Origin of the sequence: Derxia lacustris (genome assembly GCF_002105195.1) — a bacterium.
Lineage (GTDB): Bacteria > Pseudomonadota > Gammaproteobacteria > Burkholderiales > Burkholderiaceae_E > Derxia > Derxia lacustris.
Window position 1 is genome coordinate 299,574 of the sequence record NZ_MUHU01000008.1, and the last position, 14,163, is coordinate 313,736.

At 71.3% G+C, this 14,163-nt stretch carries 10 protein-coding genes; 7 read left to right on the forward strand and 3 right to left on the reverse strand.

Annotation, left to right across the window (positions count from 1 at the left end):
- Positions 1-4: 4 nt before the first annotated feature.
- From B9P64_RS08115 to B9P64_RS08125, 3 genes are all read right to left on the reverse strand, one after another.
- Positions 5-802, reverse strand: coding sequence for a hypothetical protein (locus tag B9P64_RS08115; RefSeq protein WP_085315705.1), 798 nt, complete (start codon positions 800-802; stop codon positions 5-7).
- The gene (locus tag B9P64_RS08120) at positions 799-2,349 is read right to left on the reverse strand and encodes a methyl-accepting chemotaxis protein (protein WP_139826199.1); all 1,551 of its coding nucleotides are present in this window, start codon (positions 2,347-2,349) and stop codon (positions 799-801) included. The genes B9P64_RS08115 and B9P64_RS08120 overlap by 4 nt, the downstream gene beginning before the upstream one ends.
- A gap of 216 nt (positions 2,350-2,565) precedes the next feature.
- Positions 2,566-7,383: an SIR2 family NAD-dependent protein deacylase gene (locus B9P64_RS08125; RefSeq protein WP_085315707.1), complete on the reverse strand. Its 4,818-nt coding sequence runs from the start codon at positions 7,381-7,383 to the stop codon at positions 2,566-2,568.
- A 240-nt stretch (positions 7,384-7,623) separates the two neighbouring features.
- Between B9P64_RS08125 and B9P64_RS08130 the strand changes: the two genes are divergently transcribed.
- The 7 genes from B9P64_RS08130 (at position 7,624) to B9P64_RS08160 (ending at position 14,135) form a co-directional block, all read left to right on the forward strand.
- On the forward strand, positions 7,624-7,995 hold the full coding sequence (locus tag B9P64_RS08130; RefSeq protein ID WP_085315708.1) for a 4a-hydroxytetrahydrobiopterin dehydratase: 372 nt from the start codon (positions 7,624-7,626) through the stop codon (positions 7,993-7,995).
- On the forward strand, positions 7,992-9,095 hold the full coding sequence (locus B9P64_RS08135; RefSeq protein ID WP_235839927.1) for a beta-ribofuranosylaminobenzene 5'-phosphate synthase family protein: 1,104 nt from the start codon (positions 7,992-7,994) through the stop codon (positions 9,093-9,095). The genes B9P64_RS08130 and B9P64_RS08135 overlap by 4 nt, the downstream gene beginning before the upstream one ends.
- Before the next feature lie 125 nt (positions 9,096-9,220).
- Positions 9,221-10,084 (forward strand): NAD(P)-dependent methylenetetrahydromethanopterin dehydrogenase, encoded by an 864-nt coding sequence (locus B9P64_RS08140; protein WP_235839928.1) that lies wholly within the window; start codon positions 9,221-9,223, stop codon positions 10,082-10,084.
- A 32-nt stretch (positions 10,085-10,116) separates the two neighbouring features.
- Positions 10,117-11,265 carry an ATP-grasp domain-containing protein gene (locus B9P64_RS08145; RefSeq protein ID WP_085315710.1) on the forward strand — a complete coding sequence of 383 codons (1,149 nt, stop codon included), beginning with the start codon at positions 10,117-10,119 and terminating at the stop codon, positions 11,263-11,265.
- Complete coding sequence (gene mch / locus B9P64_RS08150) at positions 11,258-12,262, forward strand: methenyltetrahydromethanopterin cyclohydrolase (RefSeq protein WP_085315711.1); 1,005 nt, start codon at positions 11,258-11,260, stop codon at positions 12,260-12,262. The genes B9P64_RS08145 and mch overlap by 8 nt, the downstream gene beginning before the upstream one ends.
- The gene (locus B9P64_RS08155; RefSeq protein ID WP_085315712.1) at positions 12,262-13,230 is read left to right on the forward strand and encodes an ATP-grasp domain-containing protein; all 969 of its coding nucleotides are present in this window, start codon (positions 12,262-12,264) and stop codon (positions 13,228-13,230) included. The genes mch and B9P64_RS08155 overlap by 1 nt, the downstream gene beginning before the upstream one ends.
- The gene (locus B9P64_RS08160; RefSeq protein WP_085315713.1) at positions 13,227-14,135 is read left to right on the forward strand and encodes a triphosphoribosyl-dephospho-CoA synthase; all 909 of its coding nucleotides are present in this window, start codon (positions 13,227-13,229) and stop codon (positions 14,133-14,135) included. The genes B9P64_RS08155 and B9P64_RS08160 overlap by 4 nt, the downstream gene beginning before the upstream one ends.
- Positions 14,136-14,163 lie beyond the last annotated feature (28 nt).

Sequence of the window (14,163 nt, forward strand, 5' to 3'; positions counted from 1 at the left end):
GCGCTCAGTCGAAGGGCAGGCCGATCAGCGCCTTGAACACGATCTTGTCGTCGCCACCGCGCCAGCCCCGGCCGATGCCGGTGTGGAAGGTGAAGCCCGAGGCGGTCGCCCATTCGGCCACCGCATAGGTGACCTGGGCCGAGCCCTCGGCAAAGCCGGGCCGGCGGACCGGCCCGAGCTGGGCGAAGTGCTCCACGCCCAGCGCCAGCTCGCTGCCCCAGGTGCGCATCAGCTTGCCGAACAGGTCGAGGCTCATCGGCTCGTCGAGCGTGCCGCCGCGGCTGGCCGGCCGGTTGAGGATGGGATTGACCGCCAGCAGCCAGTCGCGGTTGCGCAGGCCGACGATGCCGCGCAGCTCGGCCACCAGCCGGCTTTCCGACAACCGGTGCGCGAGCCAGCTCAGCTCGTAGTTGGCGCCGTAGAAGCCGCTCAGCTCGTCGTCGAGCTGGCGCACCTGCAGATTGGTCAGGCGCAGCTTCAGGCCGTCCACATGGGCCCGATGCGTGTTGCGGTCGAACGAGAACGGCACATGGATGCCGAGATTCCAGTCGGGCGCGATGCCGATGGCGGTCTCGGGCATGGCGCGCAGCACGCGGTTGGGCGCCTGCTCGCCGGGGTACTCGGGCACGCGGCGGCTGCGGTTGACGTAGTTGAGATGCAGCTGATGCGAGACCTCGCCCGGCGCCTCGAACTCGTCGGTGAAGACGGTGATCTCTTCCGGCGCGGCGCGGGCGCCGTGCAGCGGACCGAGCAGGGCGGCGGCCAGGGCGGCCAGGGCGGCCCGGCGCAGCGCCGGCCTCATGACTGCACCGCCACGGCAGCGCCGACGCGGAACACGCTGAAGGTGTCGACCAGCCGCCGGGCCTGGTTCGCCAGCTCGGCGGTGGCGTCGGCGGTCAGCTCGACCAGCTGCGAATTGGCCGAGGTGCTGCGGTCCACCTCGCAGACCTTGTCGTGGACCATGCCGATGCCCACGCTCTGCTCGGCGGCGGCCACGGTGATCTCGTGGATGGTCTCGGTCACCTCGCGCACGCTGGCGACGATCTCGTTCATGGTCTGGCCGGCGTCGCTCACATAGCGCCCGCCGGTCACGATCCTGTCCACGCTCGACGCGATCAGCTGCTTGATCTCGCTGGCCGCCAGCGAGCTGCGCTGGGCCAGGCTGCGCACCTCGCTGGCCACCACGGCAAAGCCGCGGCCTTCGGGGCCGGCGCGGGCCGCCTCGACCGCCGCATTGAGCGCCAGGATGTTGGTCTGGAAGGCGATGCCGTCGATGACGCCGATGATGTCGTTGATCTTGCGCGAGGCGCCGTCGATCTCGGCCATGGTGGTGACGACCTGGGCCACGGTCGTGCCGCCGCGTACCGCCACCGCGCTGGCGGCGCGCACCAGCTGGTCGGCGCGGCGGGCCGATTCGGCGCTGTGGCCGGCGGTCGCGTTGATCTGGTCGACGCAGGCGGCGGCCGAGCGCAGGTCGCCGGCGGTCTGCTCGGTGCGCTGGCTCAGGTCGGTATTGCCGGCGGCGATCTGGGCGCTGGCGGCGGCGATCTCCTGCGCCACCTGCTGCGCCTCGCCGATCAGCTGCGCCAACCGGTCGAGAAAGCGGTTGACCAGCCGCGACACCTCGCCGAACTCGGCCGGCAGCGCCGGCATGCGCAGCGCCAGATTGCCGTCGTCGGCATTGAGGTGCCGGAGCGCGGCCGACATGCTGGCCAGCGGCCGGGCGACGGTCAGGATCGCCCAGGTGCAGACCGCCGCCAGCAGGCTCAGCCCGGCGATCAGCGCGACGGTCATCAGCTGGCCGGCCGAGCGGTTGAACTCGCGCGCCTGGGCCTGCGTGGCATCGGCGTCCTGCTCGATGGCTTCGGAGGTGGCGCCGAGCGTCACGGCCAGCTCGTCGAACACGGTCTGGAAGCGGGCCAGCGGCGCCTGGGCACCGGCCGGATCGGCGCCGATGGCGGCCACCGTGGCGCGCGCCGATTCGGCATAGCGCGCCACGCTCTGGCGGGTGGTGTCGATCTTGGCGTGCAGCGCCGGGCCGGCGGCGGCGCGCGCGGCGACCAGCGCCGCGTCGAGGTCGGCGAGGTCGCGCTTGAGGTCGGCGTCGGCGCTGGCCGCCGCCGCGCGGTCGCCGGCCTGATAGGCCATGGCGGCGCGCAGCACCTCGGCGCGGACCGCGTCATGGGCCATGTCGGCATTGGTGGCCAGCCGGACCGAGCTGACGCTGTGCTCGAAGGCCTCGCTGTTGGCACGCGCCTGCTGCAAGCCGTGAAGGCCGGCGCCGCCCAGCAGCGCCGCGATCGACGCACCGGTGACGGCCAGCAGAAAAAGGCGCGTGCGGATGCTCATCTGGCGCATGCCGTACCTGAAGGTTGGAGTGGAAGGAAGGGCGCGCAGGACGCCCCGATTGGCGAGCGAGTGTGTCCGCTCGCCTCGGGCGGGAAGGGGGGATAAGCCGATGCCGACGCGGGCTGTTGCCGGATTTCAGGGTTGTGCCGGTAGGGGGCGGGCGCGAGCGGTGCGACGGGCGCGGCCGGTGCGCGGGCCGAGCGCCGAAACGCCCGCTCAGAGGCTGTCGTCGCCGGCGCCCGACTCGGCGACCAGCGTCGCCTCGAGCGAGCGGAAGCCGCGCACGCAGGAGAAGTACTCGGCCGCGTTGGCGATCTCGAAGCCGACCCGGATCAGGTCGCGCGCCTGCTGATGCTCGTCGCGCCGCTTGTAGATCTGCGCCAGCGTGAGCAGCGCCTTGGCCTTGTAGAGCTTGAGGTCGTAGAGCGCGGCGATCTCGGCGCTGGTCACCGCCTCGCGCGCCGAGAGCTTGGTTTCGCCCTGGCTCAGCAGCACGCAGGCGCGCACCAGATGGGCGGCGGCCTGGATGCGCGGCATGCCCATGTCGAGCCCGTACTGCTCGACCACCTCGATCTGGCGATAGGACTCGGTATGCGACCGCGACGGATCGGCCGCCGTCCGCAGCCGCACCAGCGTGAGCAGGGCCAGCATGTGCACATCCTCATGGCCGCCGCGCTGGGCCACGGCGATCGCTTCCAGCGCCAGCGCGATCGCCTCCTGGCCCCGGTCGGGCGCCAGCGCCATGTGCAGATCGGCCTGGCACTTGAGCACGAAGGCGGTGGCGCGCGACCGGTTGTGCTTGCGGAAGCCCGCCAGCGCGGTCTCGTAGCGCCGCGCGGCCGAGTGGTATTCGCCGCCCAGATGCTCGATCAGGCCGAGGTGGAACTCGGCGATCAGGCGCGGCACCGGATGCTCGTCATGCCGGCGCGCGATGTCCTTGAGCAGCTGGACCGCCGAATGCGCGCGGCCGCGCTCGATGCGCACCAGCGCCAGTTGCAGCAGCAGCCGGACATGCAGCGGACCGGTGTCGTCGCATTCGATGCCGCGCACCGCGCGCAAGGCCAGGTTGAGCAGCGCTTCGGCGTCTTCCAGCTTGCCCTGGGTCAGGCTCATCACGCCGCATTCGGCATACAGCCAGACCAGTTCGCCGCGATGGAAGAAGCCGCTGCCGCCGGCTTGCGGCTGGGCGTCCTGCAGGGTCTGGGCGCGATGGGTGATCCAGCGGATCAGCCGGCGGTATTCCTCCATGTGGCCGATCGGCTGCTGGCGATCCGAGGAATGCGTCTGCGCCGCGATGTGCGACAGCACGCCGACCGAATAGGTCGAGCGCGCCACGAAGTAGGCGGCGCGCAGGGCCTGGAATTCGCGCAGCCGGTCGCGTCCGGGGGGCGCGACCGCGATGCCGTCGTCGGCCGGCGCGTCGTCGTCGTCCTTCGGCGGATCGACCCAGGCATTGGCATAGCCGGGCGCGAGCGCGTAGCGGCTGAGCGACTTGATGAGCCGGCGGATCTTGCGGTGCGCATCGGTCGACAGCGTCGGGATTTCGTCGGGCTGGGAGGCGTAGAGCGAGGTCGTGAACTGATCCCACTCGATGCCCTCGATGTCGCGCCCGCCCATCATGCGGATGAAGTGGCGCTGGATCATGCGATGCACCGTGTAGCGCGGCGGCTGGTCGTCGTCCGGCGCGATGGGGTCTCCCACATGACGGCGCCGGGTGCCGGCGCCGCCGAGCTGGCGCGGCGCCAGCCGGAGCGCAAGACAGCGGTGGACCGCGATCTCGGTCATCGCGCCGATCAGGGCGGTCAGCTTTTGCTCGATCTTTTCATCGCCGCGACCGTAGCCGGCCGGCGCGGCTCGGAGCTGGCGCAGCCACTCGAGCGCAAGCGTGCGGATCGCCGGGCACTGGTCGAGCACCGCGACTTCGACCGGATGCGAGAACACCGACAGATGCCAGAGGATTTCCTCGGTCAGTCGCCAGCTGATGCGGATCGGCCGGCCGGAAGCGGGCGCGAGCCGCTGGCGCTCTTCCGCCGTGAGCCGCGGGTCGAGCCAGTGGGTCAGGATGGCGCCGCATTCGCCGCCCAGCAGCCAGGCTTCATTGCGCTGATGCAGCAGGGCCCAGCGGTCGTGCACATGGTGGATGGCGACGGCTGGCGTGCGTTCATGGGTGCGCGCGGCGAGCGTGACGGCGGTGGTGTCGAGCCAGCCGACCAGCCGGGCGTCGGCGCGGTCGGCGGTGTCGGAACTGCCCGCGCATTCCTCGGCGGCCAGCGCCAGCAGCAGCGTGAGCGCGATGCGGTTGCCGGCGACCGCGTGATGCAGCTGCACCAGCTTCCGATCGATCTCGCCGTCCGGCGCGACCGGCCCGATGAAGGCAGCGGCCACCTCGCGCGCCAGACTGCGCTGCGGCACATGCACATGCACCGCCGGATCGTTGCGGTCGAGCGGCGCAATGCCGCGCCGGACCAGCCTCGGCTCGCGTTCATAGCGCTCGGCCGTCTCGATGGCGCCGAGGCGACGCAGCGCCTGCGGACCGGCGCCCTCGGCCGGCTGGCCGGACAGCAGCAGGGACTGCGGCACATGGCGGTCGTCGCAGAACACCATGAAGTCGATGGGCAGCAGGCGGTAGCGCGGATCGGTCAGGAGCGCCAGCAGGCGGGCCAGCTGGCCGTTCTTGGGCTGGCCGTCGGCATCGAACAGCACGCCCACGTTGGACAGCACCAGCAGCACGCGCTCGGCGCATTTCTCGCCGGCCCGCCGGCGCTGCCCGTCCTTGACCGCCAGCCGGTCGAGCGCCTGTTCGAATCGTCCGAGCAGATTGCCGATGGCCGGACGCGGCTCGGCGGCGAGCTCAGGATCGATGACGCCGGTCAGCACCTCGACCACGTTCGACACATCGCAGAGGTAGTTGAGGCTGATGAGACCGGTACGCCAGTGGCACTTGCGGCCGCGCGTCGGCGCGAGCAGGTCTTGCAGCGGCATCAGCAGCGCCTCGGGCCGATGCAGCACCAGCTGGTCGAACATGCTGCCCCGGCCGCTGCCGCGCGGAAACGGCAGCAGCAGCAGGCGCCGGCCGTCGTTGCGCTGAAAGCCGGCATGGCTGCGCAGGCTGTCGGCGAGCCGGTGCCAGCGCGGATCGTCCACGGCAATGGCGGCGGTCGGGGCCGACTCCACGGCGCGGAAGTGCATCCGCTCCGGGAGCCCGGCCTGCGACTGCCCTGCCGCGCATGCGGCGAGTGCCGGCGCCATGTGGCAGTACACCGCGGGCTCGCGGTCGCCGGCCGCGATCGGCGCGCGCGTGGCGACCGGATCGGCCGGCCTGAGGGTGCGCCGGGCCCAGGTGGACATGAACCGGGCTTCGGTGACGAGACGGGCGCAGAGAAAGCCGCTCACCACCGAGGAGCTGATCTCGTTGAGCAGCAGCATGAGTTCGCTCGTGCAGTCGCGCGCCTCCTGCGGCCGGTCGATGCACAGATCGACGATGGCATTGAACAGCCGGCATTCGGCGTCGATGGCATGGGCTTCCGAGCCCGGCCGGTCGGTGGGCTGACCGTCCATGTGGCGGGGCGCCCGCAGCGTGAACTTGTCGCGCGTCAGCAGGGGCAGCGGCCCGCTGTCCGCCTTCCACCGCATGAGCGCCTCGAGATGCTTGCGCACCCGCTTGAGCTGGTCGGTGAACTGGCAGAGCCAGCTTTCCTTGCCGGCGTTGGCCGGATCGTCGACCTGCGGGCTGTCATGGCCGTAGTGGATGGTGTGGATGCCGTAGCGCACCAGCGCATCGATCTTGTCGCTGACCAGCTCGCTCGGCTGCAGGGCCGCGGGCATCAGCGCCACGCCCAGCCGGTCGGTGCGGCGTGGCGCAAAGCTCATGAACTCGCGCAGCGGCCGCAGCACGTCGTCCTCCGAGATGCCGGAGCCGATGTAGAGCAGGGGATTGGCGCCGAACAGCGTGCGGATGGCGTTGTCGAGCAGATCGCGGCGCTGAGAAGGCCGCAGATAGCGCTCCTGGTAGTCGCGCTCGGACGCGATGATGGTTCGCGGCTCGTCGATGGCGCCGTGCAGGTGCATCACCATCGCATGCCGGCGCCGGCCTTCGAGCGCGAAGGCGACGGCGCGCCCGGTGTGCTCGGGCGCAAGGCTGAAGCTGTCGTAATGCCGGTCGATCGCATCCTCGGTGGCGTCGGCGGGCGTGCCGGCAGCTGGCCGATTCCAGGCGGCGATGCTGAGCGCGCGTTCGATTTCGAGGTCGTAGTTGGTGGTGGCGAAGCGCCGGATCTGCATGTCGTGCAGCAGTTGCGCGATGGCGGAATCGGCGCGGTTGGAATGCAGCTCGTCGACGGTCCGGGGCTCGGTGTCGGCCTGGCCGGCGATCACGCGCAGCAGGTGCCGGCGCGCCGGCAGCGGCCCTGGCGGCAGCGCGCCGACGCTGGCCTGCAACGGCGCTTGCAAGCCCTTGCTGCCCAGCCGCTTCCAGGCGGCTGCCAGTGCGTTGTCGCGATGCGTGCTGTCCTTCAGCAGCCGGTCGTAGATCTCGGCCAGCGACCGGACCTCCCTTGGGTTGCGCTTGTGCAGCGTTTTTTCGCCCTGGACCGCCAGATCGAGAATGTCGGCGCAGAGCTGGAGCAGCAGCAGCGGCCGCTTGCGCGCATGTTCGGGCAGCGGGTCGGGCGGCTGGCGCTTGCCGTCGCGCGGGCCGATCACGCCGAGGTCGTGCTCCAGCGTGCGCAGCCGCGAGCCGATGCGCGCATGCGTCTGCTCCAGCCCGAGATAGCGCTCCGGGTCGATCCTGGCCACTTCCACCAGCGTCTGGCGCACGAGATCGATCCACGAGATGCGGCCATAGGCCATCGACACGCCGGCCCCCAGAAACGCCACCAGCCGTCCGTTGATCGCGGCGCGCGCGACGATTTCGCGGCCGTGGCGCTCGATGACGACCGGATTGAGCGCGTCGTAGACCTCGTGATCGAGATAGGGCCAGGTCACCTGCGCTTCGCGGTCAAGCGGCGCGCGGGCGGTCTCGACGGGCTTCGTCATGGCGAATCCTCGGGCGCGGCAGGGAGGGGAGCGTCGACGGCGGACGCCGAACAGGCCGGGATCGCGCCTGCAAACGACTATGCCGGCGCTGCTGCACTGCGGCAGCCCGGATGTTTCTGGCCGCCCGGGTTCGCACGCTGCGGGAAGTCCCGCAGCGCGGGACGTCATCCGAGGGCAGGCTCCTTGCTAAATCCCGCACCCGGCAGCCGCATCCGCGCGCGCCGCCATCCGGGGAGCGACATGGAATTGACCGTTTACGACGAGGCCGCCGTCCGCGCCAGGCTGGCGGCCGAGCTGCCGCACTGGACCTACGAAGACGGCTGGATCCGCCGTAAGTACCGTACCGAAGGCTGGAAGGGCACGCTGATGGTGGTGAACACCGTCGGCCATCTGGCCGAGGCGGCCTGGCATCACCCCGATCTGGCGGTGAGCTATGCCTTCGTGATCGTCAAGCTGGTCACGCACTCGCACAAGGGCGTCACCGAGCGCGACTTCGCGCTGGCCCGCAAGATCGAGGAGGTCGTGCTGTGGCAGCCCGGCCTCGACGGCGGCGCGCTCGAAGGCACGCCGGCCGACCAACGTTTCCGATATCTCAAGTACGACGCCGCATGAACGCACTGCTCGACCTCACCACGCGCATGGCGCAGGCCTATGCGCAACCCGAACGACGCCCGCTCGCCAGCGCTCCGGCCGCTGCCGACTGGCCGCTGCCGGCCGCGCGGCCGGCCCAGGTGCGCGCCAGTGCGCCGGGCCGGCTGCATCTGGGCTTCCTCGATCCGACGGCGACGCTCGGCCGGCGCTTCGGCAGCATCGGTCTGGTCATCGACGGCTTCGCGACCGAACTCACGCTTGCGCGCGGGGTCAGCGACAGCTTCAGCGCCGATGACGAAGCGGCACGGCGCGAACTGTCGCGGGCTGAACAGGTTGTAACGCGCCTTCGTACTGTCACGGGCGCGACCGCGCCGCTCGCGCTGCGGCTCCATCAGGTCTTGCCCGCACATGCGGGCTTCGGCTCGGGCACGCAGCTGGCGCTTGCCATCGGTCATGCGTTTGCGCGCTTGCAGGGACTTTCCCTGAGCACGACGCAGATCGCCGGACTGCTCGGCCGCGCGCAACGCTCGGGCGTGGGCGTGGCCGGCTTCGATCAGGGCGGCTTTCTGGTCGATGGCGGCCATGCCGCGTCGGCCGCCGCGGGCGCGCGCGCCGATGCCGCGCCGCCGATCCTGGCGCGCGCCGCCTTCCCCGAGGACTGGGCGGTGATCCTGGTGCTCGACGACTGCGGCCCCGGCTTGCACGGCGAGGCTGAGAAACAGGCCATCGCCACGCTGCCGCCCTTCGGCCGGGCCCAGGCGGCGGATGTCTGCCATCAGGTGCTGATGCGGGTGCTGCCGGGCCTGCTCACGCGCGACTTCGGCGCCTTTGCCGACGGCATCACCGCCGTGCAAAGAGCCATCGGCGAGCACTTCGCGCCGGCCCAGGGCGGCAGCATGTTCACCAGTGCGCGGGTGGCGCGCGCGGTCGAATGGATCGCCACGCGCACCCGCGCCGGCATCGGCCAGAGCAGCTGGGGCCCGACCGGTTTCGCCTTCGTGGAAACCCGCGCCGAGGCCGAAGCCGTGACCGCCGAAGCGCGTGCGGCGGGCCTGATACCGGCCGGTGTTCAGGTCCGGATCGTGCAAGGGCGCAATACCGGCGCCCGTATCGCGGCCTGACTCCGCGAGCCAGCGGCGCCGTTTCATCAGACCGATGCGGGCCGCATGCACGGCACCGCGCCAGCCAAGAGGGACGCCACGTGGAACGCCGCTTCATTCTTCACATGCTCACGCCGGGACGGCAGATGAGCCCCTTCGACGTCAACATGGCCGTCGATGCCGGCTACGAGGTCGTCGTGCCGTATTGCGAGGTGGAAACCGCGCAGGTTCGCGGCCTGGTGCAGGACGCGATCTTTTCGCGCGGGCCCAAGGGCGTGGCCCGGACCGGCGTGTTCATCGGCGGGCGCGACGTGGTCGAGGCGGTCGACATGCTCGACGCTGCACGCGCTGCCATGGTTCCGCCGTTCGAGGTGTCGGTCTTCGCCGATCCGAGCGGCTCGTTCACCACCGCCGCCGCCATGGTCGCGGCCACCGAGCGCCAGCTGCGCAAGGCGCACGGCACCGACTTTGCGGGCAAGCGGGTGCTGGTCGCGGGCGGCACCGGGCCGGTCGGCCGCATCGTCGCGCTGCTGTGCGAGCAGCTCGGTGCAAAGGTTTTCATCGCCAGCCATCGCGGCGCCGCCCATGCGGCCGAAAGCGCCGATGCGACCAATGCGCGCTTTGGCGGCACGGTGCAGGGCGCCGACGCTTCCACCGTCGAGGCGCGGCGCGAGCAGCTGGCCCAGAGCGAGGTGGTGCTGGCCTGCGCCGCCGCCGGCGTGCAGGTGGTCACGGCCGACGATCTGGCCGCTGCCGGCAGCAAGCTGCTGGTGGCCGCCGACGTGAATGCCGTGCCGCCCGAAGGCGTGGCCGGCGTGGGCGTGATGGACGACGGCAAGCCGGTGCCCGGCACGCGCGCGGTCGGCATCGGCGCGCTGGCCATCGGCAACGTCAAGTACGGCACCCAGAACGGCCTGTTCGTGCGCATGCGCGAGGCCGGCAAGCCGCAGTACCTGAGCTTTCCCGAGGCGCTGGCGCTGGCGCGCGAACTCGTCGCCGCCAAGGCCTGACCGGCGGCGTGACCCAGTCGGGGAGGGGAAAGATGATTGCGGTAGCGGGATTGTCGGCGCGTCTGCTGGCCGAGTCGGGCCGGGGCGCGGGCATTCCGGTGCTGGCGCTCGACTTGTTCGGCGACCGCGACACGCTGCGCGCATCGCGGCGCTGGCAGGGCATTGGCGATGCCGCCGGCATGCGCATCTCGCCGCAGGCGCTGGTCGCGGCGCTCAAGGCCGGCCGGCGCGATGGCGGGCTGGCCGGCTGGGTGCCGGGCGGTGGTTTCGAGGCCGAGCCGGCGCTCATCGAGCGCGGTGCGGCGGCGGCCACGCTGATCGGCAATCCGGGCTGGGTCTGGCGCCGCGTCAAGACGCCGTCGATCTTCTTCGTGCGGCTGAGCGCGCTGGGCATTCCGCATCCGGAAACCCGCGCCGACCGGCCGCCCGAGACGGCGGGCTGGCTGCGCAAATGCGCGAGCGGCACCGGCGGCTGGCATGTACAGCCGCTCGACGCGGTGGTCGATGCCGGCGCCTGCGACTGCTTTCATCAGCGCGTCGTGCCCGGCGTGCCGATGTCGGCGCTGTTCCTGGCCAACGGCAGCGAGGTGCGCATCGTCGGCTTCAACCGCCAGCTGGTCGGTCCCTGCGGCGACCGGCCCTTCGTGTATCGCGGCGTGATCGGCCCGGTGGCGCTGCCGGCGCGGCTGGCGGCGCGCATCGGCGATGCGCTGCGCGCGCTGGTCGGCGAGTTCGGGCTGGTCGGCCTCAACAGCCTCGACTTCATGGCCAACGGCGACGACTTCTCGGTACTCGAGATCAACCCGCGGCCCTCGGCCAGCATGGCGCTGCATGACGACGCCGTGCCCGGCGGGCTGCTGCAGGCGCATGTCGAGGCCTGCCGCGCGCGCCGGCTGCCGCCGCTGGCGCTCGCGCCGCGCGACCGCACCGCCATCCGTGGCTGCGAGACCGTGTTCGCGCAGCGCGCGCTGACGCTCGACGAGCCGGCCATCGTCTGGCTGGAGCGGCGCGGCTGGTGCCATGACATCCCGGCCGGCGCGGCCACGCTGCTGCCCGACCAGCCGATCTGCACCGTCAGCGCCGATGCGCCCGATGCCGACACGGTGGCGGGCCTGCTCGCCATCCGCCGCGACGCGGTGCTGAAAACGCTCAACAATTTTTCGGAGCATTCCCATGTCTGATTCCCTCGCCGCCTTTGCCGGCGCGACCAGCAGCGTCAACGCCAATGCGGTGGCCCATGTGCAAGACCTGATCGACCGCGCCGACGATCTCGGCATCGAGGTCGACACGCTCGACAACGGCGTCACCGTGGTCGACGCCGGCATCGATGTGCGCGGCAGTGTCGAGGCCGGGCTCATCGTCGGCCGCATCTGCATGGGCGGGCTCGGCAGCGTCGAGCTGACCGCGCGCGCCGAGCACGGCTGGCCGAGCTGGCTGGAAGTGGCGAGCAGCCAGCCGGTGCTGGCCTGCCTGGCCAGCCAGTACGCGGGCTGGAGCCTGTCGGCCAGCAAGGAGGAGGGCGGCGGGCGCAAGTTCTTTGCGCTCGGCTCGGGCCCGGCGCGCGCGCTGGCGGCCAAGGAGCCGCTGTTCGGCGAGCTGGGCTACCGCGACGAAGTGGGGCCGAGCGCCATCGTGCTGGAGGTGGATCGCCGGCCGCCGCCGATCATCGTCGACAAGCTGCTGCGCGACTGCGGTCTGGCGCCCGAGCAGCTCACCGTGATTCTCACGCCCACGACCAGTCTCGCCGGCACCACCCAGGTGGTGGCGCGGGTGCTGGAGGTGGCGCTGCACAAGGCGCATGTGCTGGGCTTTCCGCTCGACCTGATCGTCGAGGGCAATGCGAGCGCGCCGCTGCCGCCGCCGAGCCGCGACGGCGTCGAGGCGATGGGTCGCACCAACGACGCCATCCTCTACGGCGGCCGGGTGCATCTCACCGTGGGCGCTGACGACACCGCCGCGCGCGATCTGGCGCGCCAGTTGCCGTCGCTCAATTCGCGCGATTACGGCCGCTCCTTCGCCGAGGTGTTCAAGGCGGTGGAGTTCGATTTCTACAAGATCGATGGCGCGCTGTTCGCGCCGGCCGAGGTCTGGGTCAGCAGCCTGGAAAGCGGTCGCACCTGGCATGCCGGCCGGCTCGACATGAACCTGCTTGGCGCGCTCTGGCTGGCGGAGGGCTGATGACTTTAGCGGGCAATCAGGGCGCCGGCCTGCGCGTCGCGATCATGACCGACGAGACCGGCTGGCACACGGCCAAGCTGCAGAAGGCGCTGCGCGCGCGTGGCCATGAAGGCCGCTGCGTCGATCTGGCCGATTGCCGCATCGACACCACGCGCAGCGCGCACGGGCTGGTGATTCCGGGCTTTGGCCGCGAGCTGCCCGATGCGGTGCTGGTGCGCGGCATTGCCGGCGGCAGCTTCGAGGCGGTGACGACGCGGCTCGGCTTCCTGCATGCGCTGGTCGCGCTCGGCGTGCCGGTCTACAACGATCCGCGCGCCATCGAGCGCGCCGTGGACAAGGCCGCGACCAGCCTGCTGCTGCATCAGGCCGCGATCCCCACGCCGCCGACCTGGGTGACCGAATCGCCGGCCGAAGCCCAGCGCGTGGTGATGCGCGAAAGCGCGGCCGGGCATGCGGTGGTGGTCAAGCCGCTGTTCGGTTCGCAGGGCAAGGGCATCGAGCTGGTCGGGCTGGTCGACGGCGTGCACCGGCCGCTGCCCGATCTGGCGGGCTTCGGCCGGCTGGCGTACTTGCAGCGCTATGTGCCGCAGGCGCGCGTGCCGGGCCACGACTGGCGCGTGCTGGTGGTCGGCGGCAAGGCCGTCACCGCGATGAAGCGCGTGAGCGAGCACTGGATCCACAACATCGCGCGCGGCGCCCGGTGCGAGCGCTGCGAACTCACGCCGGCGCTGGCCGTGCTGGCCGAACGCGCGAGCGCCGCGCTCGGCCTCGATTACGCGGGCGTCGACATCGTGCCGTCGGCGGTCGCGGGCGGGCTTCAGGTCATCGAGGTGAACGGCGTGGCGGCCTGGCGCGGCCTGCAGCGCGTGACCGGCTTCGACATCGGCCAGTGCCTGGTCGACGATCTGCTCGACCGCCGGCTCGGCGGGCTGGCCGGCGCGCGCTACGCGACCGGCGCCGGCGCATGAATCCGACGCTGCGGCGCGCCTTCCTGTTTGCCTGCGCGCTCGACGTGGCCGTGGCCAAGCCGGGCAATGTCAGCATCGGGTCGCCCGGCCATGACATGGATGCGCGCATGTTCATCGACAGCGCGCGCGCCGCGCTGCCGGGGCTGCTCAAGCCGGGCGCGCCGGTCGGCGAGCGCATCGAGGCGGCGGTGCGCGCCACGCGTGCGGCGGTCGGCTGCAACACCAATCTGGGCATCCTGCTGCTGTGCGCGCCGATCGCGCTGGCGGTCGAGCGCTGGCAGCCGCCGGCCGGCCCCGAGCCCGACGACGGCCTCATCCCCGACTCGCTGGCCAATGAACTCGACGCGGTTCTGGCCGGTCTGACCGTGGCCGATGCGAGCGCGGCCTACCGCGCCATCGCCCACGCCAATCCCGGCGGTCTGGGCGATGCGCCCGAGCAGAGCGTGCATGCCGAGCCGAGCGTGACCCTGCTCGCGGCCATGCGGCTGGCGGCCGACCGCGACCTGATCGCGGCCCAGTACGCCAACGGTTACACCCAGGTCCGGGGGAGTGCCAACCGCTTTGCCGACGGCCGGCCGGAAGACGCGATGCTCGCCGTCTTCATGGGGCTGCTTGCGCGTTTTCCCGATTCACACATTGCACGCAAGCGCGGAACAGTCGCGGCTCAGATTGTCACGGACGCCGCCGCCGGGCTCTGGCTGCCCGAAAGCCGGCTGCCGTCGTCACGACCGGCATCGGCTCTCGCGGAGTGGGATGCAAAGCTCAAACGCATCGGTATCAACCCCGGAACCACGGCCGATTTGAGCGTTGCAAGCGCTTTCATGGCCGCTTGCGTCGATGCTGCACTGCCCACACGGGTTGGCAGCGATGTCACGGCGCTCATTGGCATGGAAAGTGATTCATGAAGCCTCGACACCGGAATCGTCCGGTGCA

Coding starts and splice junctions, on each gene's coding strand:
- B9P64_RS08125 (WP_085315707.1), bottom strand. CDS start 7,383: ATGACGAAGCCCGTCGAGACCGCCCGCGCGCCGCTTGACCGCGAAGCG.
- B9P64_RS08160 (WP_085315713.1), top strand. CDS start 13,227: ATGAATCCGACGCTGCGGCGCGCCTTCCTGTTTGCCTGCGCGCTCGAC.
- B9P64_RS08155 (WP_085315712.1), top strand. CDS start 12,262: ATGACTTTAGCGGGCAATCAGGGCGCCGGCCTGCGCGTCGCGATCATG.
- B9P64_RS08120 (WP_139826199.1), bottom strand. CDS start 2,349: ATGAGCATCCGCACGCGCCTTTTTCTGCTGGCCGTCACCGGTGCGTCG.
- B9P64_RS08145 (WP_085315710.1), top strand. CDS start 10,117: ATGATTGCGGTAGCGGGATTGTCGGCGCGTCTGCTGGCCGAGTCGGGC.
- B9P64_RS08130 (WP_085315708.1), top strand. CDS start 7,624: ATGGAATTGACCGTTTACGACGAGGCCGCCGTCCGCGCCAGGCTGGCG.
- B9P64_RS08140 (WP_235839928.1), top strand. CDS start 9,221: ATGAGCCCCTTCGACGTCAACATGGCCGTCGATGCCGGCTACGAGGTC.
- B9P64_RS08135 (WP_235839927.1), top strand. CDS start 7,992: ATGAACGCACTGCTCGACCTCACCACGCGCATGGCGCAGGCCTATGCG.
- mch (WP_085315711.1), top strand. CDS start 11,258: ATGTCTGATTCCCTCGCCGCCTTTGCCGGCGCGACCAGCAGCGTCAAC.
- B9P64_RS08115 (WP_085315705.1), bottom strand. CDS start 802: ATGAGGCCGGCGCTGCGCCGGGCCGCCCTGGCCGCCCTGGCCGCCGCC.